We start from the raw sequence: 20972 nt of genomic DNA, 5'->3' as shown, positions 1-20972 counted from the left end.
CGTCACGCCCCGGTGAGCTGGTCGTACGTGTCCGGCCTGCGGTCGCGGTAGAACTGCCACAGGTCGCGGACCTCGGTCAGCAACCCCATGTCGAGGTCACGCACGATGACCTCCTCTTCCCCGTCCGAGGCGGTTTCGCCCACGACCTGACCGCGCGGGTCCGCGAAGTACGACTGTCCGTAGAAGTCGTTGTCACCCAACGGTTCCACGCCCACCCGGTTGATGGTCCCGACGAAGTACTCGTTCGCCACCGCCGCGGCCGGCTGCTCGAGCTTCCACAGGTACTCCGACAACCCGCGCGAGGTCGCGGACGGGTTGAACACGATCCGCGCGCCACCGAGCCCGAGCGCGCGCCAGCCCTCCGGGAAGTGCCGCTCGTAGCAGATGTACACGCCGATCTTGCCGACCGCGGTGTCGAACACCGGGTAGCCGAGGTTGCCCGGCCGGAAGTAGAACTTCTCCCAGAACCCCTTGACCTGCGGGATGTGGTTCTTCCGGTGCTTGCCGAGGTAGGTCCCGTCGGCGTCGATCACGGCCGCGGTGTTGTAGTAGACACCCGGCTGCTCCTGCTCGTACATCGGCACCACCAGCACGACCCCGTGCTGGTCGGCCAGCTCGCACATGAGCTGTGTGGTCGGCCCGTCCGGGATCTGCTCGGTGTAGGAGTAGTAGTCGGCGTCCTGCACCTGGCAGAAGTACGGCCCGTAGAACAGCTCCTGCAGGCACACGACCTGCGCGCCCTGCGAGGCCGCGGTACCGATGTGGGTGACCGCGTTCGCGATCATCGACTCCTTGTCACCCGTCCACTTCTGCTGGACGAGCGCCGCCCTGACGATCTCAGACAACTGCCTCTCCTTCCGCCACCGGCTCGGGCGCCGGTGAACTCTCCCGCGTGGTGCTCCGCGCGGTCAGCAGCAGGTACACGAGCGATGCTGCCACCAAACCGACGACCCAGCTGTAGTTGTAGAAGCCCTTCAGGAACGGGATCAGCCCGTCCACGGGGAACGGGTTGCCCGACGCGCTGTGCGCGCCGCCGACCGCCAGCACCGCGCCGACGAGCGTGGCGACCAGGGCGGGGATGTTCCACCCGCCGGAGAACCAGTACCGGCCGCCCTCCTTGTAGAGGTCCTCCAGGTCGAGGTGGGTGCGGGCCCGCAGCCAGTACCCGGCGACGAGCACGCCCGCGACCGCGCCGAGCACGCCGCCGTAGAACCCGAGCCAGCCGTTGATGTACACGTCCGCGTTGGCGAGCAGCCGCCACGGCTGGATGACGATGCCGATGACCCCGGTGATCAGACCGCCGAGCGCGAACGTGATCCGCTTCGGGAACGCGTTCGAGAAGTCGTACGACGGGCTCACGACGTTCGCCGCGAGGTTCGCCGAGATGGTGGCCAGCACCAGGCAGAACAGCGCGATGACCACGACGACCGGCGAGGAGAACCGCGCCGCGAGCGTCGCCGGGTCCCAGATCACCTCGCCGAACAGCACCGCGCCACCGGAGGTGGTCAGGACCGCGACGATCGAGATGAACGTCATCGTGGTCGGCAGGCCGAGGATCTGGCCGCGGACCTGCTTGCGCTGGGAACCACCGAACCGGGTGAAGTCCGGCATGTTCAGCGACAGCGTCGCCCAGAACGCGATCATGCCCATCAGCGACGGCGCGAAGACCTGCCAGAAGTCGGCGCCCCAGCCGAGCTTCGACGGCTGCGACAGGATCGGGCCGAAGCCGCCCGCCTTGATCAGCACGTACGCCAGCAGGATCAGGAACCCGATGCTGACCAGCGGCGCGGTCCAGTTCTCGAACTTCCGCACGGCCTCCATGCCCCGCCAGATGATCAGCATCTGGATCACCCAGAACACGGCGAACGACAACCACAGCGTGATCGGCTGCCCGCCGACGGCCGAGGCGTTCACCCAGCCGTCCCCGGCGAGCTTGCCGACGATCACGTAGATCGCCTGACCACCGACCCAGGTCTGGATGCCGAACCAGCCGCAGGCGATGAACGCCCTGAGCAGCGCAGCCAGGTTGGCGCCGCGCATGCCGTAGAACGCCCGCGCGAACACCGGGAACGGGATGCCGAAGCGGGTCCCCGCGTGGCTGTTCAGCAGCATGGGGATCAGCACGATGATGTTGCCGAGCGTGATCGTGATCAGTGCCTGCACCCAGTCCATGCCGAGTGCGATCAGGCCGGACGCGAGCAGGTAGCTGGGGATGTTGTGGGCCATGCCCATCCACAGCGCGAAGTAGTTGTACGTGGTCCAGTTGCGCTGCGCCACGGGCACCGGAGCGAGCTCGGGGTTGTAGAAGCGGCTGTCCGCGATGCCGGAGTGGTCGGCTAAGTCGACCCGGCCGTCTGAGCTGGTGGTCGTAAGTGCCATCCTGGGATCCTGGGGCGCGGCGATCTCCCGAGGCAGTGTCACTGTGTACACCGTTGGCACCGTCGGTGCGCACTTTGTCAGTTGCGCGCGCCGGTCACCGCAGCGCCGCGGCGTACCGCACGAGCCCTTCCAGGTCGGGCTCGTCCGGGGTGGGCTGCAGGATCACCGCGTCCGCCCCGGCCTCCGCGAGCCGCTCGACCATCGCCGGGATGTCGTCGTTCGCGACGCCGAACTCGTCGGTCCGGTCGTTGTCGATCCGCTCCTGCGCGCCGTCGCCGATGGCGGCCCGGATGTAGACGGTGATGGGGGTGTCGCCGACCAGGTCGCGTGCCCTGCGCACCCCGTCGACGCCCGCGCGGGCCTCGATCACCACGCCGTCGGCCAGCTCACCGCACAGCGCGACCGACTTCGGGCCGATGGCGCCCGCCCAGATCTTCGCCGGCGCCGGCCACGTGAGCCGGACCTTGTCGAGCGTGACGTACCGGCCGGCGACCGTGACCTCCTCGCCGTCGAGCAGCCGCCGCAGCGCCGTCAGGTACTCGCGCAGCAACGTGAGCGGCGACTCGACCCGTGCCCCCGCCTGGCCCATCCACTTCTGCGCGCCGTGCCCCCACGCGATCATCGACCGGCCGGGGAACATCCGCTCGATGGTCGCGACCTCCATCGCGGCCAGGGCGACGTTGCGCAGCGGCACCGGCAGCAGGCCGATGCCGATGCGCACGTTCGTCGTCCACGCGAGCGCGGCCGCGGCGGGCGCGATGCCGCTCTCGTAGAAGCAGTCCTCCCACAACCACAGCTCCTCGAGACCGGCCTCGTCCGCGGTCCTGATCACCGACTCGAACCGTTCCGGCGGGAACTGCGGACGCAACACGAACCCGAGAGTGGTCATGGTCGTTTCATACCAGGAACGGGCGCACCCACGCCGCCATGCGGGCCAGCGAAGCGTCGGCGACCTCGTCGTGCCCGGCCGACATCTGGAACGTGTGCTGCTGCCCGGGGACGACGTCCAGGGTGGCCTCGACGCCCTGGCTGAGCGCCTTCTCGTGCAGGCGCAGGCTGTCGTCGAGCAGCATCTCCGCGTCGCTGACCGTGATGTAGGTGGGCGGGAGGCTCGACAGGTCGGCGTTGAGCGGCGACGCCTCCGGACCGGCGGGGTCGCCGTCCGGGCCGAGGTACATGGCCACCAGCGCCCGCAGGTCCATCGGGCGGTCGCCGCCGAACAGGACGTCGGTGGACACGTTCGTCGTCAGCGACTCGCCGCGGAACTCCATGTCGGTCCACGCCGAGAACGGCATGATCGCGACCGGTTTCGGGTCGACCCGCAGTGTGGTGGTGAGCGTGAGCAGCCCGCCTGCCGAGTCGCCGGTGATCGCGATCCGGGTGACGCCCTGGTCCCGCAGCCAGTGGTAGGCCGCGACGCAGTCCGCCAACGCCGCCGGGTGCCGGTGCTCTGGGGTGCGTCGGTAGTCGACGACCAGCGCGCGGACGCCGGTCTTCTTGGCGAGGTGGGCGAACATCTTGCGGTGCGTGTACATGGAGCCGCCGACGAACCCGCCGCCGTGCAGGCACAGCAGCACCCCGTCGTCGGGCACGCCGTGCGGGACCGCCCACAGGGCCCCGACGCCGCCCGCGTCGACCTCCAGGTAGTCCACGCCGCCCGGCTCCGCCGTCACGTCACCCCAGTGCGCGTCGATGACCCTGGCCTGGTCGAGGGGGAGGTTCCGGTGCGAGTTCGCGTTGCTGTTCCGGTAGTGCTCGATGAGGTTCATACCCGGGAAGACCGGACGTGGGCGCGGGAGGAATCGGTACCGTGTCGGCGTGCTGGTGGAGTTGGCGGTGGGGGACGCGTACGGGGCGGCGTTCGAGTACGCGCCAGCGGCGATGGTGGCGGAACACAACACGGTGACGGACTACTGCCGCCACCCCACGCACACCGGCATCGCGCCCGGCGACTACACCGACGACACGCAGATGACGCTCGCGCTCGCCGAGCTGCTGGTCGACGGTGCCGAATGGACGCCGCCGGTCATCGCGGCCAAGTTCGTGGAGGTGTTCCACCGGGATCCGCGCGTGGGGTACGCGTCCCGGTTCCAGGGCTTCCTGCGGGCGACGCGCACCGGTGCGGAGTTCCTCGCGACCATCCGCCCGGACAGCGACAAGAGCGGCGCCGCCATGCGGGTCACGCCGGTCGGGCTGCTGCCGTCGGTCGACGAGGTCCGCGAGTACGCGGCCGTGCAGGCGCGGATCACCCACGACACCCCGGCCGGGGTGGCGGCGGCCGAGGCGGCGGCCCTCGCCGTGCACTACTGCCACCACGAACTGGGTCCGCTGCGGGACGTGGCGGGGTGGGTCTCCGACCGGACCGGGGTGGACTGGACGCGCCCGTGGTCCGGCAAGGTCGGCCCGAAGGGCGAGATGGCCGTCCGCGCGGCCCTGACAGCGCTCGCCGCCGCGACGTCCATGCGTGAGCTGCTGCGGGCGTGTGTCGCGTTCACCGGCGACGTCGACACGGTCGCCACCATCGCGCTCGCGGCCGGGTCCCGGTCGCCGGAGGTGGCCGACGACCTGCCCATGGCGCTGTTCAGGAACCTGGAACGCGGCCCGTACGGCTTCCCCTACCTGTACGACCTGGACCGCCGCCTGCTGTCGGCCATGTCGCCACCCGTGACCGACCCGGCCGCGCTCCTCGGCACGTGGTCCGACGACGCGCTGTACCTGGGCGCCATGGCGGCCGAGTCGGTGACGTTCGAGGCCGACGGCACCGGGCACCACCTGTGGGAGAACGCCGCCGCGCAGGAGAAGACCCCGTTCCGGTGGGCGCTGACCGCACCCGGTGAGGTCCGCGTCGACGACGAGGTCCGCACGGCCCGCATCGGCCCCGGCACCACCGCCACCGGCGACCGGATCACCGTCCTCACCCTCGGCGGCACCCGCTATGGGCGCTGTCTCCCGGTGACTACAGCACCTGCGACAGGAACTGCTTGAGCCGCGGCGACTGGGGGTCGTCGAAGATGGCCTCCGGGGTGCCCTCCTCGACGATCACGCCCTGGTCCATGAACACGACCTTGTCCGCGACCCGCCGTGCGAACCCCATCTCGTGGGTGACCACGATCAGCGTCAGCCCGCGCCCCGCGAGGCCGGCCATGAGGTCCAGCACGCCCTTCACCAGCTCCGGGTCGAGCGCACTGGTGGCCTCGTCGAACAGCATCACCTCGGGGTCCATGGCGAGCGCACGCGCGATCGCCACCCGCTGCTGCTGACCACCCGACAGCGCGGCGGGCCGGAACGGCGCCTTCTCCGCGAGCCCCACCTCCGCCAGCCGCTCCCGTGCGATCGCCGCCGCCTCGTCCTTCCCGAGCCGCCGCACGTCGCGCAGCGGCAGCACGATGTTGTCCAGCACGGTCCGGTGCGGGAACAGGTTGAAGTGCTGGAACACCATGCCGACCCGCTGCCGCAGCTTGTCCGGGTTCGTGCGCACGACGCTCGTCCCGTCGAGCAGGATGTCGCCGGAGTCGGGCTCCTGCAGGCGGTTCGTCACCCGCAGCAGCGTCGACTTGCCGGACCCGGACGGCCCGATGACGCACGCCGTCTCCCCGGCCGCGACCGACAGCGACACCCCGCGCAGCACCTCGAGCGTCCCGAACGAGACGTGGATGTCCTTCAGCTCCACACTGGACGAACTCACGACCGCACCGTCCCCGAGGTCACCAGGTCGGGGGTGTCCGCGGCCACCTTCTTGCCCACCCGCAACCGTTTGTCGATGTGGTTGACCAGGTGCGTCAGCGGCACCGTGATCACCAGGTACACGAAGCCGGCGGCCACCAGCGGCGACAGGTTGCCCGTGTTCGCCGCGAGGTCCTGCCCGATGCGGAACAGCTCCCGCTGGTCGACCAGCAACCCGAGGAAGTACACCAGGCTGGAGTCCTTCACCAGCGCGATGAACTGGTTCACCAGCGCGGGCAGCACCCGCCGCACGCCCTGCGGGATGACCACCTTCACCATCGCGTTGCGGTAGGACATGCCCAGGGCGCGGCTGGCCTCCATCTGTCCTTTGTCGACGCTCTGGATGCCGGCCCGGAAGATCTCCCCGATGTACGCGGCCGCGATCAAGGACAGCGCGAGGATCCCCAGCGGGTACGGGTTGGTGCCGACGACGTCCCGCGCGACCGTGCCGAGGCCCTGGCCGATCACGAGGATCGTCAGGATCGCCGGCAGGCCGCGGAAGATGTCGGTGTACACGCGGGCGGGCCAGCGCAGCCACCGCTTGGTGGACAGCCCCATGACCGCCAGCACCATGCCCAGCACGGTGCCGATCACGGCGGACGCGCCCGCCAGGATCAGCGTGTTCAGCAACCCGGTCTTCAGCAGGTCCGGGAAGACCTGCCAGATGTACTCCCAGTTGAGGAACGTGTCGAGGAACTGGTCCATCTACTTGGCGGCGAACTCGGGTGGCGTGGGGGCGTTGGGTTCGAACCGCTTGTGCAGCTCCTCCCACGTGCCGTCCGCGATGACCTGCTTGAGCCCCGCGTTGATCTTGTCGATCAGCTCCGTGTTGCCCTTCTTGAAGGCGTAGCCGTGCGGCAGGTCGGTGGTGATCGAGTGGACCACCGTCAGCTTCGCGTCCGGGTTCTCGCTCGCGTACGTCTCGGCGGTCGCGAGGTCGAACACGGCGCCGTCGATGGCCTTGGTCTTCAGCGCCGACAGCGCGGCCGCGTCGTTCGGGAACCGGACCGCCTGCGCGGCAGGCTCGTTCTCCGCGAGCCACGAGTCCGACACCGTCCCCTGCACGACGCCGATGCGGTGGCCCGCGAGGGTGTTCTCGTCCGTGACCGGCGAGCCCTCGGGCGCCTCGATCCCGAGCGACTGGTAGTTGTACGGGTCGGAGAACGCGACCGTCTTCTTCCGCTCCTCGGTCTGCGAGATCGCGGAGCTGCCGATGTCGAACGTCCCGTTCGCGACCTGGCCGAGCAGCGCGGAGAAGTCCGTCGCCACGAACTCCAGCTTGAGGCCCTGCTTCTCCGCGATGGCCTTCAGCAGCTCGTTGTCGAACCCGGTGAACTCACCGTTCTCCTGGTAGGCGTTGGGCTTCGAGTCGCTCAGCGTGCCGACGCGCAGGGTCTCCTCGCCACCCGCGTCGTCGCTGCCGCACGCCACGAGCGACGCGGCGGTCACTAGCGCGGCCAAGGCCGCGAACAGGCGTTTCATGTCAGGCTCCTGGGTTCTCGACCGGCAGACCGGGTCCGCCCTCCGCCAGCTCGGCGGGCAGCGGGGTGTCCTGGTAGAACCTGGCGTGCAGCTTCGCGACCGTTCCGTCGGCGATGGCCGCGGCCAGGCCCCTGTTGAGCTTGTCTAGCAGCTCCTTGTTGTCCTTGCTCACCGCGTAGGCCGACGGCGTCTCCTTTGACTCGATCGTGTAGCCCAGCTCCAGCGGCACGGCGGCGTTCTGTTCAAGGTACTGCTGCCCGATGTCCTTCGGCACGACCCAGCCGTCCAGCGTGCCGTTGCGCAGCTGCGCGAACCCGGCGTTGTAGTCGGGGAACCGCACGACCTCGGCGCCCGGCACCCGGTTGGTCGCGAAGTCGTCCTGCACCGACGCCTGCACGACGCCGAGCCGCTTGCCCTTGAACGCGTCGACGCTGGTCAGGCCCGCGCCCTTGGCGGTGACGACCGTCGTGTACTCGGTGTTGTAGCCGTTGGAGAACGCGACCGTCTTCTTGCGCGCCTCGGTGGTGGAGATCGTCGAGCTGCCGATGTCGAACCGTCCATTCGCGACACCCGCGAGCAGGCCGGCGAACTCGGTGCCCACGAACTCGACCTCGAAGCCCTCCCGCTTCGCGATGTCGCGCAGCAGTTCGTTGTCGTAGCCGGTGAACTTGCCGTCCTCGAAGAAGATGGCGGGCGGCGCGTCGGTGAGGGTGCCGACGCGCAGCACCTGGCCACCGTCGCCGGAGTCGCTGCCGCACGCGGTCAGCGCCGCGGCGAGCACTCCGGAGACGAGCACGGCGAGGAGCCTGGAACGCATTGTTTCTCCCTGGAAATCCCGTTTGGCGGGCGCCAGGTTAGGCAGTCCGGGGCGGCGCGCTCATCTCGTTCCAGTATGTGGGCGGCACGCGGTGCCGTCGATCACACCGGGAATCTAGAGCTGGTTCAGCAGCCAGCGCGGGCCGAGCGTCTGCGCGCCTTCGGCCGCACAGCGGCGTTTCAGCTCCCGGTCGGCGGTCACGACGTAGAGGTCGGCGTCGCGGGCGGTGAGCTGTTTCACGGTCTCGACGATCGTGTCGTCGCCGTCGTGGTCCGCGCGGACGGTCCGGACGTGGTCAGCGTCACCGACCTCCCGCGCCTTGCCCTCCACGACCATGACCAGCTCGGGGTAGGCGACGTCGAACGGCGCGAGCGGCACCCCGTCGAGCTTGTCGATCTGGTCGCGCAGCCGGGTCGCCGCGCCGTGCCGGTCGCGCCACCAGCCGTCGTTGCGCGAACCCATCACGTTGGCGGTGTCCACGATGAGCACGGTCCTGCGCATGGCGGTGCGCACCCGTGGCCACGACGCGGCGAACGGTGCGAAGAGGTTCATGCCCTCGACCTCGTCGGCGGGCACCCAGCGGGCGTCCTTGGACTCCCAGTCGCGGGGTCCGACGTCCTGGTGTTCCGCCAGCTCGCCGACGACCGTGTCGTAGTGCCAGCCACCGTGGTCCTCGCGCACGTAGCCGTGCACCCGCACCGCCGACACGTCCAGAGTGGACTCCTCGGCGGTCTCCCGGAGCGCGGTCGTCACCGCCGCCTCGTCCCGGTCGCGGGCGCCGCCGAACAGCCCCCAGGTCTCGGGTCCCAGCGACAGCGCGGACCGCTGTTGGAGCAGCACCATGCCGTCGTGGTGCACGAGCAGCCCAGCGGCGCCGTACGCGCCCCAGTGCCGATGGCCGAGTCCACATTGGACGAACCGGTCGCCCTCCCGCAACATGCCGCCCATCGTACGCAGAGGGCACCTGGCCGAGAATATATAGACTGGTCTATTCTGTGCGCATGGCAGACACCAAAGGTGCCCGGACCAGCGCACGGCTGGTGGAGTCGATGCTCGAGCTGATCCAGACACGCGGGTACAGCGGCACCGGTCTCAACACGGTCGTGGCGCACGCGAACGCGCCGAAGGGTTCGCTGTACTTCCACTTCCCCGGTGGCAAGGAGGCGCTGGGGGAGCAGGCCGTCGCCTTGGCCGCGGAGCGCTTCCGCACGATGGTCACGGCCGACGGCACCCCCGGCGAGGTGGTCCGGCGCGTGCTGGACGCCCTGGCCAGGCTGCTCGAGGAGGGCGACTACCAGCTGGGCTGCCCGGTCTCCGTGGTGACCCTGGAGATGGGTGCGGAGAGCGACCGGCTGCGCGCGGCCTGCGCCGACGCGTTCGAGTCGTGGGTCGCGCCGCTGGCCGCCCTGCTGACCGCACACGGCCGCACGCCCGCCGAGGCCAGGTCACTCGCGACGGCCACCGTCGGCATGATCGAGGGCGCGGTGATCATGTCGCGTGCCCAGCGGTCGGTGACCCCGCTGCGCTGCGCCGCCGACACCGTGGTGCCGCTGCTGGACCGCCCGTGACCAGGCACGCGCTGGTCTTCGGCGCGAGCGGCTACCTCGGCAGGCACGTGGTGCGCGCACTCGGCGCGGCGGGTGTCCGGGTGACCGCGGCGCGGCGGGACGAGACGCCGGTCGGCGACGTCACCGAGATCCACCACTGCGCCGGTGCGTACCGGTTCGGCATGACCGTCGAGGAGGCGCGGGCCGGGAACGTGGACACCACCCGCACCGTGGTGGAACTGGCGGCGCGGCTGCCCCGGCTCCGGCGGCTCGTGTACGTGTCCGGATACCGGGTCAGCGGGCTCGCCGAGTGGGACTACCGGCGGCTCGGCGCGTACGAGGCGTCGAAGGTCGAGGCGGACGCGGTCTTCCGGACCCGGGCGGCCGAGCTGGGCGTGCCGTGGACGATCGTGAACCCGGCGAGCGTGATCAGCCCGGACTCGGACCAGCAGCTGGGCCTGGCGGCGAACGTGAAGCAGCTGTGGGAGGGCGCGCTGAAGGCCTTGCCGGGCAACGCGTTCGTGCCGGTCGTCTCGGCCGGCTACCTGGCCCGGTTCATGGCGTTGGTGCCGGCCGACCCGTCGACCGACGGCTCGGCGTACTGGCTGCTCGACGACGACACGCCTCTCCTCCCGGACCTGTTGACGCTGGTGGGGACCCACCTCGGCGTGCGGGTGCCGCGGCTGCGCGTCCCGCTCCCGCTGGTCAGGCGGCTGCCCGCGTGGCTCACGAAGGTGGACCCGGAGACCCGGTCGTTCCTGTCGGCCGACCGCTACCCGACGGCGTCCGCGCGCGAGTTCGCGGCGCGCCACGACCTGACGATGCCGGACGTCCGCACCCTGCTGTGCGAGTGGGCGGACAACCTGGTGGCGCGGTGGTCGCGCCTGTCAGGACACGGTGCCTGCGGGGCTAGCCGTTGATCTCGTGCACCAGCAGCGCCACGTGCAGGGACAGCACCGAGTCCGGGTCGTCCAGCGACACGCCCAGCACCTGCTCCACCCGCGCGAGCTGCTGGTAGTAGGCGGTCCGGGACATGTGCGCGGCGGAAGCGGCCGCCGACTTGTTCCCGCCGTGGGCGCAGAAGTGCCGCAGCGCGTCCACCAGCCGACTGCCATGAGTGGCGTCGCGGGCCAGCAGTGGACCCAGCTCGCGGGCGGCGAACGCGGTGACCCGGTCGTCGTCGGCGAGCAGGTGCAGCAGGCCGCGCAGGCGGACGTCGTCGAGCCGGTGGTACTGGCGGTCGTCCGGGGTCCGCAGTGACGCCTTCGCGACGTGCGCGGCCTCGATCAGGGTGCGGCGGGCGTCGGCGGTCGAGCCGACCGTCGTGCCGACGGCGACGATCACCGGCAGCGCCTTCGGCGCGCTGGCCGCGGCCTGGTGGATCTCCTTCGACAGCCTGCGCAGCACCGCGTCGGCGTCCGCCTGCGGGGTCAGCGACAGCAGCGCCCGCACGCTGATGTCGTCCACCACGCCCACCAGCGCGGCGACCCTGGCCCGGCGCGCGGCCAGCGCCGTGGCCTCGGCAAGGTCGCGCAGCACCTCCTGCGTCGCCATCGACGGGCGGCCCGCCGTCGCCGTGGACGGGCGGACCGACACGCCGATCAGCTGCCGCCGCTGCAGCGGGACGCCCAGGGCACTCGCCCGTGCCGTGATGTCCGCCGCGGTGGTCGTCGAGCCCAGCAGCTCGGTCAGCAGCGTCCGGTGCGCGTGCCGTTCCAGGCTCTCCCGGTCGCGCGCGACCAGCCGGTGCACGGCCAGCGCCGACGCCGCCCGTTCCACGATCACCACCTGCCGGTGCTGCGGTTCGACCGGGCACACCAGCACGAGGCGGCCCCAGTCGTTGCCCCGCGCGCCGACCACGGTGACCAGCCAGCCGGCCTCCGCGTGGTAGCTCGTGCGCGCGTCGACGGTCACCGCCCGCGACCTGGCCGCCCAGTCCGCGACCAGCTCACGCGGGTCGGTGCCCGCCGCGTCGTAGGCCAGCACGTCGTGGCCCAGCGTCTCCAGCACCACCGGCAGGCCCGACGCCCGCGCCACCTCCCGCAGCACCTCCGCGGGTTCGGCGCCTGCCACCGTCAGCGCCGTGAACGTCTCGTGCACCCGTTCCGCCGCCCGCAGCTCCGCGACCTGCGCGGCCACGATCAGCCCGACCACCGCCTCCGTCACCGCGACGAACCGGGTCTCCCGGGACAGCGTGATCAGCGGCAGCTCGTGCGCGTCGGCCGCCTCGACCAGCGCCGCCGGCAGCTCGCGGTGCCAGTGGCGGACCAGCTCGACGACCACGCCGACCACGCCCGCGCCCGCCAGCTCCTCGACGTACTTCGCCAGCGCCGCGGGGTCGTCCGGCAGTGCGATGCCGGTGGTGAGCACCAGTTCGCCGCCGTGGAGCAGGGGCGCGATGTCCGCGATCTCGGCGATGTGCACCCAGCGGACCCGGCGGTCGAGCCCGGCGGACCCGGCTACCACGGTCGCCATGCCCTGCCGGATCACCGGCAGGGTCAGCACGTCCGCGACGGTCGGGTACATGCACGCACACTGTACGGGCGGACGGCGTTCCGCGATACACACTGTCCATGGCGTGGCGGGGTCCCGCGTCGGCACACTCGAAGCCATGGACCGTCTGATCGACCGCCACCGCGCCGTGCTCCCGAACTGGCTCGCGCTGTACTACTCCGACCCGCTGGAGATCGTCCACGCCCACGGGCGGCGGGTGACCGACTCGAACGGCAAGACCTACCTCGACTTCTTCGCGGGCATCCTCACCAACGCGCTCGGCTACGACGTGGCCGAGGTGAGCGACGCGGTCCGCAAACAGCTCGACACCGGCATCCTGCACACCTCGACGCTGTACCTGATCCGCAGCCAGGTGGAGCTGGCGGAGGAGATCGCGAAGCTGTCCGGCATCCCGGACGCCAAGGTGTTCTTCACCAACTCCGGCACGGAGGCCAACGAGACCGCGCTCATGCTCGCCACCCAGTACCGGCGCAGCAACCAGGTGCTGGCGATGCGGAACTCCTACCACGGGCGGGCGTTCGCCACCGTGGGCATCACCGGCAACCGCGGCTGGTCGGCTTCCTCACTTTCACCGGTTCGTGTTTCGTATGTGCACGGCGGGTATCCGTACCGCAGCCCGTTCAAGGGCCTGTCCGACGCCGACTACATCGCCGCGTGCGTCGACGACCTCCGCGACGTGCTCCAGACCGCGACCTCCGGCGACGTGGCGTGCATGATCGCCGAGCCGATCCAGGGCGTCGGCGGGTTCAGCTCACCGCCCGACGGGCTGTACGCCGCGTTCGCGGAAGTCCTTGCCGAGCACGGGATCCTGTTCATCTCCGACGAGGTGCAGACCGGCTGGGGACGCACCGGCGCGCACTTCTGGGGCATCCAGGCGCACGGCGTGACGCCGGACATGATGACCTTCGCCAAGGGGCTCGGCAACGGGCTCGCCATCGGCGGCGTCGTGGCGCGCGCCGAGATCATGGACTGCCTGTCCGCCAACTCGATTTCCACGTTCGGGGGTAACCCGGTCGCGACTGTTGGCGCACACGCGGTGCTCGACTACCTCCGCGAGCACGACCTCCAGGCCAACGCCGCCGTACTCGGCGACCGGCTTTTGTCGGGGCTGCGGGATATATCTGTCGCGCACCCGGTCGTCGGGGACGTGCGCGGCAAGGGACTGATGGTGGGCGTGGAGTTCGTCGAACCGGGCGGCACGACGCCCGCCCCGGCCGCTGCCGCGCGCGTGCTCGAGGAGACCAGGGCGCGCGGGCTGCTCGTCGGCAAGGGCGGGCTGCACAACAACGTCATCCGGCTGGCGCCGCCGATGACGTTGACGGGTGAGGAACTGGACGAGGCGCTCGGCATCCTCGGCGACGCCATCGCCGAGGCTGGAAAGGACTACTGATGGTCGCGAAGATCAGCCACTGGATCGACGGCAAGACGTGGGGCGGCGTGGCCGCGCGCACCGGCGAGGTGTGGAACCCGGCGACCGGCGAGGTCACCGGGCACGTCGACTTCGCGTCGCAGGCGGAGGTCGAAGAGGCGGTCGCGGCGGCGGCGCGGGCGTTACCCGCGTGGCGCGACGCGTCCCTGGCCGCGCGGTCCAAGGTGCTGTTCGCGTTCCGGGAGCTGCTGGTCGCCAACCGCGACGAGCTCGCCGCGATCGTCACCGCCGAGCACGGCAAGGTCCTCGACGACGCGGCGGGCGAGGTCGGCCGCGCGATCGAGAACGTCGAGTTCGCGTGCGGCGTGCCCGCCCTGCTGAAGGGCGGGTTCAGCGAGAACGCGTCCACCAGGGTCGACGTGTACTCGATGCGCCAGCCCCTCGGCGTGGTCGGCGTGATCTCGCCGTTCAACTTCCCGGCGATGGTGCCGCTGTGGTTCGTGCCGAACGCGATCGCGTGCGGCAACACGGTGGTGCTCAAACCGTCCGAGAAGGACCCGTCGGCGGCGAACTTCATCGCCGAGCTGTGGCAGCGGGCCGGGTTGCCCGACGGCGTGCTGAACGTGCTGCACGGCGACAAGGTGGCGGTCGACGGGCTGCTCACGCACCCCACCGTGCGCGGCATCTCGTTCGTCGGCTCCACCCCGATCGCGCGGTACGTGTACGAGACGGGCACGAGCCACGGCAAGCGCGTGCAGGCGCTGGGCGGCGCGAAGAACCACATGGTCGTGCTGCCGGACGCGGACCTGGACCTGGCGGCGGACGCGGCGGTGTCGGCGGGCTTCGGCTCCGCGGGCGAGCGGTGCATGGCCGTGTCGGTGGTCGTCGCGGTCGACCCGGTCGGCGACGAGCTGGTCGAGCGGATCAAGAGCCGCATGGCCGCGCTGCACGTCGGCGACGGCACGCGGCCCGGCTGCGAGATGGGCCCGCTGGTGACGGCGGCGCACCGCGACAAGGTCGCGTCCTACCTGGACGCGGGCGTGGCCGAGGGCGCGTCGCTGGCGGTCGACGGCCGCGGCCACGAGGTCGACGGCGCCCCGGACGGCTTCTGGCTGGGCCCGACGCTGTTCGACCACGTCCGTCCCGGCATGTCGGTGTACCGCGACGAGATCTTCGGCCCGGTGCTGTCGGTCGTGCGCACGGAGAGTTACGAGTCCGCGGTCGCGTTGATCAACGACAACCCGTACGGCAACGGCACCGCGATCTTCACCAACGACGGCGGCGCGGCCCGCAGGTTCCAGAACGAGATCGAGGTCGGCATGGTGGGCGTGAACGTCCCCATCCCGGTCCCCGTCGGCTACTACTCGTTCGGCGGCTGGAAGGACTCCCTCTTCGGCGACACCCACGCCTACGGCCCGGACGGCCTGCACTTCTTCACCAGGACGAAGGTCGTCACGTCCCGCTGGCTCGACCCCTCCCACGGAGGTGTGAACCTGGGCTTCCCCCGCAACGACTGAGCGCGGCCGGGTCGGGTCCGCGAGCCGGGGTGCGGAGCGTTCCCCTCGCGGACTTGATCCGAAACGGAACCACGGCGCCCCGGCCCCCGTCATAATGCCCGCGTGTACTGCCTGGTCACGGGCGGTAAACTCGGGGCGATCAAGGGGTGACATGGACGAGGGGCGTGGTGGGCGTGCCTGACGGTGCGAACACGGACAACACGGACACTGAGCAGGAGCCGGGCACACCGGCGGAGCAGGTCGAGCAGGAGATCGCGTCGACCGAGGTGCTCAACTGGTGGCGCTCGCTGTTCGGACTGGGTGGACCGCAGCCGCACGAGTCGGGTGGTGGCGGCACCGGTGGGCAGTTCATGTTCGCGAGCCTGGAGGAGCTCGACGCGGTCATCACCAAGTGGGAAGAGGAGCGCGACGGGATCCTGTCCGACCGGGACGCGATCTACAAGGCCTACGACCACCTGCGACCACCCGCCGCCGACGACATGAGCAACGAGGCCACGAACGCCTCGCGGGACTCGCTCGCCAACCTGTTCCAGCACAACAACGCCATGCTGCGGTACGCGGAGAACTACATCGAGAAGCTGAAGGCCAGCCGCGAGCAGATGGCCGTCATGGACGAGGGCGCCCGCGACAACCTGCGTAGCATCCGCAACGTCGAGGCCTGAGGCGAGGGGATCGGGGCATGAGCTTCTGGGACAACCTCCCCTTCGGGGGCATGACCGGCGCGCAGATCTACCACAACTTCCGCGGCGGCACCGGCGACGACGGGTTCGGGCTGAGCGCCTCCGCGTTCTACGTGGAAGCGATCGTCAAGAACTACGAGGAACGCACCAAGTCGATCACCAAGCTGACCACGCGGATGGAGAGCGCGTGGGAGGGCGAGGGCGGTGGCGCCGCCCGGCGCGGCGCGGGTCCGCTGGCCGTCGAGCACGGGCTCGCCAAGGACAGCATGATGACCGCGCACACCACGATGCACGACCAGTTCGACGCGTTCCGGGTCGCGCAGCGCACGGTCACCGAGGTGCCGCCGACGCCGGACAAGCCGAGCGCGTGGGACAACCTGACGAGCCTCGGCGGCGCGGGCCGCGACTACGAGTCGCAGATGACGCAGGTCAGCGCCGCGAACGAGCAGAACGTCGCCGTGATGACGGCGTACGAGGGCGTGTCCGCGGCCAACGTGGAGCGGATGCCGACCTCGTACGGCCGGATCACCGACGACTACGCGGCGGTCGGCGTCGAGCGCCCGCCGCCGCCCACCCCGCCGCCCGGCTACGTGCCGCCGCCGAAGACGGGCCGCTACCCGACCGGCAGCACGCCCGGGACCGGCAGTGACACGGGGACGAACCAGAACGGCTCGTCGGACTCGTTCACCCAGGTGAACCCCCAGCACAACAACCCCACGAACCCGCAGCACAACAACCCGACGTACCCGAGCGAGATCCGGCCACCGTCCACGGTGGAGCCGCCGCGTGGTCCGCTCCCGCCAGGACAGAACCCCGGACAGAACCCGAACCACCCCGGCCTGCCGGGCATGATGCCGCCCGCGTTCGGCCCGAACGGCGGCGGTGGCGGCACGGGTGGCGGCCGTGGCTTCGGTCCCGGTGGCGGTCGCGGGTTCGGCCCGGGCGGCGGTCCCGGTGGTCCCGGCGCCGGTGGTTCCGGTGCTGGCGGCCCCGGTGCGGGCGGCCGTGGCGGCATGGGGTCCGGTTTCGGTCCCGGTGGCGCGGCGGCAGCGGCGGAAGGCGCGGGAGCGCGTGGCGGCATCGGCGGCCCGGGCGGTGCGGGCGGCCGAGGTGGCATGGGCGGTGGCATGGGCGGCGGTGGCCGCCGGGGTGAGGGCGAGGACGACGCCGAGCACGAGAGGCCGTCGTTCCTGGTCGAGCCCGACCCGCACGACACGTTCGGCACCGACGAGGTCACGGCGCCACCGGTGATCGGCGAGTAGGGGCACCGTGCTCGAGAAGCCGCTGAAGCTGCACATGGAGGCACTGGCCCGGCTGGTGCGCATGGAGAACCTGGGCGACCTGCACGTCACGCTGAAACCGCAACCGGTGTGGCGGCGCAGGGCCGACCAGGACCGGTTGGAGACCGAGGCGCGCAACGAGTTCCAGCGCCTCGGCCTGCTCGACCGCCGCGGCCGCGTGGAGGTCGAGGTCGCCGCGTCGCTGGCGGTGCTGTGCCGCGCGGGCGCGGAGTTCTACGGCTGGATCAACGAGGGCGACGACACGAAGGGCGTCCTGGCGGGCGCCATCGGCCGCGAGGCGATCCTGGCCGTCCGTGAGGGCGCGATGGTGACCGTCACGCAGATCCGCCCGGAGACGCTGCCGAACGCGCTGGTCGGCCAGACCCCGGAGGTGGGCGCGTCCCGCGGCGAGTCGGTGAGCGTCCTGCGCTCGGACATGCTCGCGACGGTCGGCGGCCGCCAGCGCACCGCGGCCGGCGTCGGCATGCGCCCGGCCCCACCCGAGGTCAGGATCGTCCAGCAGGTCATCGCCCAGCCGACCACCGGCGCGGGCGAACTGTACGTCGCGATCCGCGACCGCATGGGCCGCCGCGTCCCGTGCCGCGCACCCCTCCGCTACGCCGACACCCCCAACGGCCGCTGGCTCAACCACACGACCCCGACCCCCGACGGCGACGAACGAGTCCTCGTGGCCCCGGCGAGCCGCAGTGACCTGATCGGCCGCCTGCAGGAGATGCACAGGAACCTGACCGGCACCCGCTGATCGTCACGACGGCAGCCAGCCCGGCCACCACGCCGGCACGTTGTCCGGGCCGCACAGACCGGAGTCGCCGGGGTACCCGGCGATGGTTCCGGTGACCGCGAAGTCGTACAGGACGAGGCCGATCGGTCCGGCGACGGCGACCGCGACGCCGAGCGTGACACCGACGACCCGCCCTGCCGTACCCGCCCGCGAGAACAGCTTGTGCGGCAGCACGCCGAGAGCCGCGGCCACACACGTCACGACCGGCATCAGACCGAGCCGGGTCAGCAGGTGGAAGTTCAGTTCGAACCGGCCACCGGCGTCGAACCCGGCATCGCAGTACGCGCGCGCCGACCAGACCAGCCGGTAGTCCACGTAGGCGCCGCCGATGCCGAAGGCGACGACGACGCCGACCGCGCCCGCGCAGCCGATGAGCCGGGAGAACTTCCGCGCGGTGTCCATGTCAGACGGCATGGGACCTCCAGAGTCGTTTCCTGGAGGACGCGTGCCCGTCGGCCGGTGTTGCCGCTGGTCGTGTGGAGGAACGGTGGAGATGTGGTGCAGGCGTACGACCCCCGGGCATACCGTGGTCGCATGGAGACCATCGGGATGGTGCTCGTGCTCGCCGGGTTCGTGGTGCTGGGCGGGGCGGTGGTCGCGCTGCTGCGGTTGCGGCGGGAAGCAGGGGCGGTCGAGGCACGCGCCCGGCAGGTGGCCGAGCGCATGGACGCGCTGCCGCCGGAGCTGACCGGGCGGTTCGGGACCGGGGACCGGCACGTGATCGTGGTCGAGTTGCTCAACCTGTTCGAGCTCGCGCACCGCGAGAGCGCGCTGACCAGGCCGTTCACCGCGCTGACGCCACGGCTGGTGCGGGACCTGGTGCACCGCAGGCTGGTCGGCAAGGTGCGGGAGTCGCTGGCCGCGGCCGGGGTGACGGCCGACGTGCAGGTGCGCCGTGCTCGCTGAGCTGGTGGTCGTCGGGGGAGCCGCGCTGCTGCTCGGCTCCCTCGTGCTCCTCCGCGAGATCCAGGACCTGCGCGATCGGGTCCGCCGTGCCGGCTGGCTGCTCACCCGCGCGGACGCCGCGATCAGCGAGGCGCGCCGGGCGAGCGTCACGGTCGGTGGCCTACAGCTGGTCGATCACCTGCTGGGCGCGGTTGCTCGGAATGGCGAACCCGATCCCGACGCTCCCCGCTGACCCGTCCGGGCCCGACACCGGCGAGTACATGGCCGAGTTGATGCCGATGACCTCACCGGCGCTGTTGAACAGCGGCCCGCCGGAGTTGCCCTGGTTGATCGCGGCGTCGGTCTGGATGGCCTGGTAGGACGTCGCCTCGCCGCCGCTTTGCTGCTGGGTGAAGGGGAACGGGCTCTGCTGCTGTTCCTCCTCGGGCACGGTCACCTTGCGGTCCAGCGCCGACACGATGCCCGTCGTCACGGTCCCCTGCAGGCCGCCGGGCGAGCCGATGGCGATGACCTCGTCGCCGACCTTGACGTCGTCGGAGTCGCCGAACGTCGCCGCGGTCAGGCCGCTGACGCCCTTCGCCTGGATCAGCGCGAGGTCGCTGGACGGGTCGGTGCCCAGCACCTCGGCGTCGACCGTGCGGCCGTCGGACAGGGTGACCGTCACCGACGTCGCGCCCGCGACCACGTGGTTGTTGGTCAGGATCCTGCCGTCGGACGACAGGATCACGCCGGAGCCGATGCCCTCGCCGTTCGCCAGCCGCACATTGACCTGCACGACGCTGGGCAGCACCTTCGCGACGACCGCCGAGACGTCGGTGCCCTCGGTGCCGGTCGTGCTGGACGTGGTGGTGGCGCTCGCCGACGCGGTGGGCGTGCCGGCGCCGTCGGCGCCGATCACCGCGCCGAGCGTGCCGCCGAGCCCGCCCGCGACGAGGGTCGCGGCGATGACGGCGGCGACGGTGCCCCCGCGCACGCGCCGCGGCGGCTGCCGGCGCGGCGGCACGGGCGGCGGCGGGTACGCGGGTCCGGGGTAGGTCCACGGGGGAGTGTTGGTCATGTTCTCGCTCATGCACCCACCGTGCGCCCGCGCCATGAGAGAACGCTGTGAGAGCGCACAGGCTTGACTGAGAGTTGTGGTAAGTCGTAGCTTACCGTTCGTGCCGACTTACCAATTGGACGCGCTCGGCGCGCTGGGCGACCCGACCCGGCGCGCGATCTTCGAACTGCTCGCCGCCCGCCCCCGCGCGGTCGGCGAGCTGGCGAACGAGCTGCCGGTGAGCCGGCCCGCGGTGTCGCAGCACCTCAAGGTGCTCAAGGCGGTGTCCCTCGTGACCGACAGCGCCGAGGGCACGCGACGGCTCTACCGCGTCGACCCGCGTGGTGTGCACGCACTGCGCGACTACCTGGACCAGCTGTGGGACACCGCGCTGGCCGAGTTCAAGGCAGCAGTCGAAAGGGAAGAAGAGGAATGACCACCGGCATGCGGAACCTGTCAGTCACCAAGTCCGTCACCGTTCGTGCGGCGCGCACCCGTGCTTTCACCGTGTTCACCGAGAAGTTCTTCACGTGGTGGCCGGCGAGTCACCACATCGGTGACGCCGAACTCGCCGACGCGGTCATCGAGCCGGCGGTCGGCGGCCGCTGGTACGAGCGCGGCACCGACGGCGTCGAGTGCGAGTGGGGCCGGGTCCTCGCCTACGAGCCGCCCGACCGGATCGTCCTGTCGTGGCACCTGCAGGGCGACTGGACCTACGACCCCGACCCCGCGAAGGCCAGCGAGGTCGAGGTCCGGTTCGTCGAGGAGGAGCCCGGCACGACCCGCGTCGAGCTGTCCCACCGGCACATCGAGCGCCACGACGTCCCCGACGACGTGGTCCGCGGCGTCGACTCCCCGAACGGCTGGGCCGGGATCCTCGAGACGTACGCACTGTCGGTGCGGTGACCTAAGGTGCGGGG

24 protein-coding genes are annotated in these 20972 nt (G+C 71.1%); 12 read left to right on the top strand and 12 right to left on the bottom strand.

The genetic code is table 11. The features are described 5' to 3' along the window. Positions 1–2 precede the first annotated feature (2 nt). The 4 genes from ACYQ77_RS41490 to ACYQ77_RS41475 all read right to left on the bottom strand — a co-directional run bounded on the left by ACYQ77_RS41490 (position 3) and on the right by ACYQ77_RS41475 (position 4148). Complete coding sequence (locus ACYQ77_RS41490; protein ID WP_459722522.1) at positions 3–845, bottom strand: nitrilase-related carbon-nitrogen hydrolase; 843 nt, start codon at positions 843–845, stop codon at positions 3–5. Next, the gene (locus tag ACYQ77_RS41485; RefSeq protein ID WP_459722519.1) at positions 838–2379 is read right to left on the bottom strand and encodes an NCS1 family nucleobase:cation symporter-1; all 1542 of its coding nucleotides are present in this window, start codon (positions 2377–2379) and stop codon (positions 838–840) included. Before ACYQ77_RS41485 ends, ACYQ77_RS41490 begins: the two co-directional genes overlap by 8 nt. Before the next feature lie 94 nt (positions 2380–2473). Further along, positions 2474–3268, bottom strand: a complete 795-nt coding sequence (locus ACYQ77_RS41480; RefSeq protein WP_459722518.1) for an LLM class flavin-dependent oxidoreductase — start codon at positions 3266–3268, stop codon at positions 2474–2476. A 7-nt stretch (positions 3269–3275) separates the two neighbouring features. Next, the gene (locus ACYQ77_RS41475; RefSeq protein WP_459722515.1) at positions 3276–4148 is read right to left on the bottom strand and encodes an alpha/beta hydrolase; all 873 of its coding nucleotides are present in this window, start codon (positions 4146–4148) and stop codon (positions 3276–3278) included. 49 nt (positions 4149–4197) lie between these two features. Here ACYQ77_RS41475 and ACYQ77_RS41470 point away from each other — a divergent pair, with 49 nt between their 5' ends. Further along, positions 4198–5364, top strand: a complete 1167-nt coding sequence (locus tag ACYQ77_RS41470) for an ADP-ribosylglycohydrolase family protein (protein ID WP_459722513.1) — start codon at positions 4198–4200, stop codon at positions 5362–5364. Here ACYQ77_RS41470 and ACYQ77_RS41465 read toward each other — a convergent pair. From ACYQ77_RS41465 to ACYQ77_RS41445, 5 genes are all read right to left on the bottom strand, one after another. Then, positions 5336–6064 (bottom strand): amino acid ABC transporter ATP-binding protein, encoded by a 729-nt coding sequence (locus ACYQ77_RS41465; RefSeq protein ID WP_459722510.1) that lies wholly within the window; start codon positions 6062–6064, stop codon positions 5336–5338. The genes ACYQ77_RS41470 and ACYQ77_RS41465 overlap by 29 nt on opposite strands. Next, positions 6061–6807 (bottom strand): amino acid ABC transporter permease, encoded by a 747-nt coding sequence (locus ACYQ77_RS41460; protein ID WP_459722507.1) that lies wholly within the window; start codon positions 6805–6807, stop codon positions 6061–6063. The genes ACYQ77_RS41465 and ACYQ77_RS41460 overlap by 4 nt, the downstream gene beginning before the upstream one ends. Next, positions 6808–7584: an ABC transporter substrate-binding protein gene (locus ACYQ77_RS41455; RefSeq protein ID WP_459722504.1), complete on the bottom strand. Its 777-nt coding sequence runs from the start codon at positions 7582–7584 to the stop codon at positions 6808–6810. A gap of 1 nt (position 7585) precedes the next feature. Beyond that, the gene (locus tag ACYQ77_RS41450) at positions 7586–8401 is read right to left on the bottom strand and encodes an ABC transporter substrate-binding protein (protein WP_459722501.1); all 816 of its coding nucleotides are present in this window, start codon (positions 8399–8401) and stop codon (positions 7586–7588) included. Between the two features lie 114 nt (positions 8402–8515). Then, the gene (locus tag ACYQ77_RS41445; RefSeq protein ID WP_459722498.1) at positions 8516–9340 is read right to left on the bottom strand and encodes an NUDIX domain-containing protein; all 825 of its coding nucleotides are present in this window, start codon (positions 9338–9340) and stop codon (positions 8516–8518) included. A gap of 62 nt (positions 9341–9402) precedes the next feature. Here ACYQ77_RS41445 and ACYQ77_RS41440 point away from each other — a divergent pair, with 62 nt between their 5' ends. Both ACYQ77_RS41440 and ACYQ77_RS41435 read left to right on the top strand, forming a co-directional pair. After that, complete coding sequence (locus tag ACYQ77_RS41440) at positions 9403–9969, top strand: TetR/AcrR family transcriptional regulator (protein WP_459722495.1); 567 nt, start codon at positions 9403–9405, stop codon at positions 9967–9969. Continuing rightward, complete coding sequence (locus ACYQ77_RS41435; protein ID WP_459722493.1) at positions 9966–10868, top strand: SDR family oxidoreductase; 903 nt, start codon at positions 9966–9968, stop codon at positions 10866–10868. The genes ACYQ77_RS41440 and ACYQ77_RS41435 overlap by 4 nt, the downstream gene beginning before the upstream one ends. Here the strand turns inward: ACYQ77_RS41435 and ACYQ77_RS41430 are convergent. After that, entirely contained in the window at positions 10858–12474 is a 1617-nt protein-coding gene (locus ACYQ77_RS41430; protein WP_459722491.1) for a PucR family transcriptional regulator, read from the bottom strand. The genes ACYQ77_RS41435 and ACYQ77_RS41430 overlap by 11 nt on opposite strands. Before the next feature lie 85 nt (positions 12475–12559). On the opposite strand from ACYQ77_RS41430, the gene ACYQ77_RS41425 reads away from it, so the two are divergent. The 5 genes from ACYQ77_RS41425 to ACYQ77_RS41405 all read left to right on the top strand — a co-directional run bounded on the left by ACYQ77_RS41425 (position 12560) and on the right by ACYQ77_RS41405 (position 18071). Next, positions 12560–13852: an aspartate aminotransferase family protein gene (locus ACYQ77_RS41425; protein ID WP_459722489.1), complete on the top strand. Its 1293-nt coding sequence runs from the start codon at positions 12560–12562 to the stop codon at positions 13850–13852. Then, the gene (locus ACYQ77_RS41420) at positions 13852–15348 is read left to right on the top strand and encodes a CoA-acylating methylmalonate-semialdehyde dehydrogenase (protein WP_459722486.1); all 1497 of its coding nucleotides are present in this window, start codon (positions 13852–13854) and stop codon (positions 15346–15348) included. Before ACYQ77_RS41425 ends, ACYQ77_RS41420 begins: the two co-directional genes overlap by 1 nt. Before the next feature lie 173 nt (positions 15349–15521). Continuing rightward, complete coding sequence (locus ACYQ77_RS41415; RefSeq protein ID WP_459722483.1) at positions 15522–16010, top strand: hypothetical protein; 489 nt, start codon at positions 15522–15524, stop codon at positions 16008–16010. 17 nt (positions 16011–16027) lie between these two features. After that, positions 16028–17290 (top strand): hypothetical protein, encoded by a 1263-nt coding sequence (locus ACYQ77_RS41410; protein ID WP_459722481.1) that lies wholly within the window; start codon positions 16028–16030, stop codon positions 17288–17290. Positions 17291–17297: 7 nt separating this feature from the next. Further along, entirely contained in the window at positions 17298–18071 is a 774-nt protein-coding gene (locus ACYQ77_RS41405; RefSeq protein WP_459722478.1) for an ESX secretion-associated protein EspG, read from the top strand. A 3-nt stretch (positions 18072–18074) separates the two neighbouring features. On the opposite strand, the gene ACYQ77_RS41400 is transcribed toward ACYQ77_RS41405, so the two are convergent. Beyond that, on the bottom strand, positions 18075–18524 hold the full coding sequence (locus ACYQ77_RS41400) for a hypothetical protein (RefSeq protein WP_459722476.1): 450 nt from the start codon (positions 18522–18524) through the stop codon (positions 18075–18077). A 120-nt stretch (positions 18525–18644) separates the two neighbouring features. On the opposite strand from ACYQ77_RS41400, the gene ACYQ77_RS41395 reads away from it, so the two are divergent. Together ACYQ77_RS41395 and ACYQ77_RS41390 are read left to right on the top strand one after the other, a co-directional pair. Then, the gene (locus tag ACYQ77_RS41395) at positions 18645–19016 is read left to right on the top strand and encodes a hypothetical protein (RefSeq protein ID WP_459722474.1); all 372 of its coding nucleotides are present in this window, start codon (positions 18645–18647) and stop codon (positions 19014–19016) included. Further along, positions 19006–19248 carry a hypothetical protein gene (locus ACYQ77_RS41390; RefSeq protein ID WP_459722473.1) on the top strand — a complete coding sequence of 81 codons (243 nt, stop codon included), beginning with the start codon at positions 19006–19008 and terminating at the stop codon, positions 19246–19248. Before ACYQ77_RS41395 ends, ACYQ77_RS41390 begins: the two co-directional genes overlap by 11 nt. Here ACYQ77_RS41390 and ACYQ77_RS41385 read toward each other — a convergent pair. Next, entirely contained in the window at positions 19177–20085 is a 909-nt protein-coding gene (locus ACYQ77_RS41385; RefSeq protein ID WP_459722472.1) for a S1C family serine protease, read from the bottom strand. The two genes, ACYQ77_RS41390 and ACYQ77_RS41385, sit on opposite strands and share 72 nt — an antisense overlap. Before the next feature lie 88 nt (positions 20086–20173). On the opposite strand from ACYQ77_RS41385, the gene ACYQ77_RS41380 reads away from it, so the two are divergent. Then, entirely contained in the window at positions 20174–20488 is a 315-nt protein-coding gene (locus tag ACYQ77_RS41380; protein WP_459722470.1) for an ArsR/SmtB family transcription factor, read from the top strand. Positions 20489–20496: 8 nt separating this feature from the next. Beyond that, a complete protein-coding gene (locus tag ACYQ77_RS41375) occupies positions 20497–20958 on the top strand; it encodes an SRPBCC family protein (protein WP_459722468.1) in 462 nt (153 codons plus the stop codon). Positions 20959–20972 lie beyond the last annotated feature (14 nt).

It is taken from the genome of Actinophytocola sp. KF-1 (assembly GCF_054661535.1).
The sequence above is the reverse complement of the archived record's forward strand: the minus strand, read 5'-3'. Positions and strand labels throughout refer to the sequence as shown.

What these genes read in the sequence shown, in the direction of transcription:
- ACYQ77_RS41375 (WP_459722468.1), top strand. Translation starts at nt 20,497, where the DNA reads ATGCGGAACCTGTCAGTCACCAAGTCCGTCACCGTTCGTGCGGCGCGC.
- ACYQ77_RS41480 (WP_459722518.1), bottom strand. Translation starts at nt 3,268, where the DNA reads ATGACCACTCTCGGGTTCGTGTTGCGTCCGCAGTTCCCGCCGGAACGG.
- ACYQ77_RS41425 (WP_459722489.1), top strand. Translation starts at nt 12,560, where the DNA reads ATGGACCGTCTGATCGACCGCCACCGCGCCGTGCTCCCGAACTGGCTC.
- ACYQ77_RS41460 (WP_459722507.1), bottom strand. Translation starts at nt 6,807, where the DNA reads ATGGACCAGTTCCTCGACACGTTCCTCAACTGGGAGTACATCTGGCAG.
- ACYQ77_RS41440 (WP_459722495.1), top strand. Translation starts at nt 9,403, where the DNA reads ATGGCAGACACCAAAGGTGCCCGGACCAGCGCACGGCTGGTGGAGTCG.
- ACYQ77_RS41410 (WP_459722481.1), top strand. Translation starts at nt 16,028, where the DNA reads ATGAGCTTCTGGGACAACCTCCCCTTCGGGGGCATGACCGGCGCGCAG.
- ACYQ77_RS41485 (WP_459722519.1), bottom strand. Translation starts at nt 2,379, where the DNA reads ATGGCACTTACGACCACCAGCTCAGACGGCCGGGTCGACTTAGCCGAC.
- ACYQ77_RS41430 (WP_459722491.1), bottom strand. Translation starts at nt 12,474, where the DNA reads ATGTACCCGACCGTCGCGGACGTGCTGACCCTGCCGGTGATCCGGCAG.
- ACYQ77_RS41450 (WP_459722501.1), bottom strand. Translation starts at nt 8,401, where the DNA reads ATGCGTTCCAGGCTCCTCGCCGTGCTCGTCTCCGGAGTGCTCGCCGCG.
- ACYQ77_RS41455 (WP_459722504.1), bottom strand. Translation starts at nt 7,584, where the DNA reads ATGAAACGCCTGTTCGCGGCCTTGGCCGCGCTAGTGACCGCCGCGTCG.
- ACYQ77_RS41395 (WP_459722474.1), top strand. Translation starts at nt 18,645, where the DNA reads ATGGAGACCATCGGGATGGTGCTCGTGCTCGCCGGGTTCGTGGTGCTG.
- ACYQ77_RS41385 (WP_459722472.1), bottom strand. Translation starts at nt 20,085, where the DNA reads ATGAGCGAGAACATGACCAACACTCCCCCGTGGACCTACCCCGGACCC.
- ACYQ77_RS41475 (WP_459722515.1), bottom strand. Translation starts at nt 4,148, where the DNA reads ATGAACCTCATCGAGCACTACCGGAACAGCAACGCGAACTCGCACCGG.
- ACYQ77_RS41420 (WP_459722486.1), top strand. Translation starts at nt 13,852, where the DNA reads ATGGTCGCGAAGATCAGCCACTGGATCGACGGCAAGACGTGGGGCGGC.
- ACYQ77_RS41445 (WP_459722498.1), bottom strand. Translation starts at nt 9,340, where the DNA reads ATGTTGCGGGAGGGCGACCGGTTCGTCCAATGTGGACTCGGCCATCGG.
- ACYQ77_RS41400 (WP_459722476.1), bottom strand. Translation starts at nt 18,524, where the DNA reads ATGCCGTCTGACATGGACACCGCGCGGAAGTTCTCCCGGCTCATCGGC.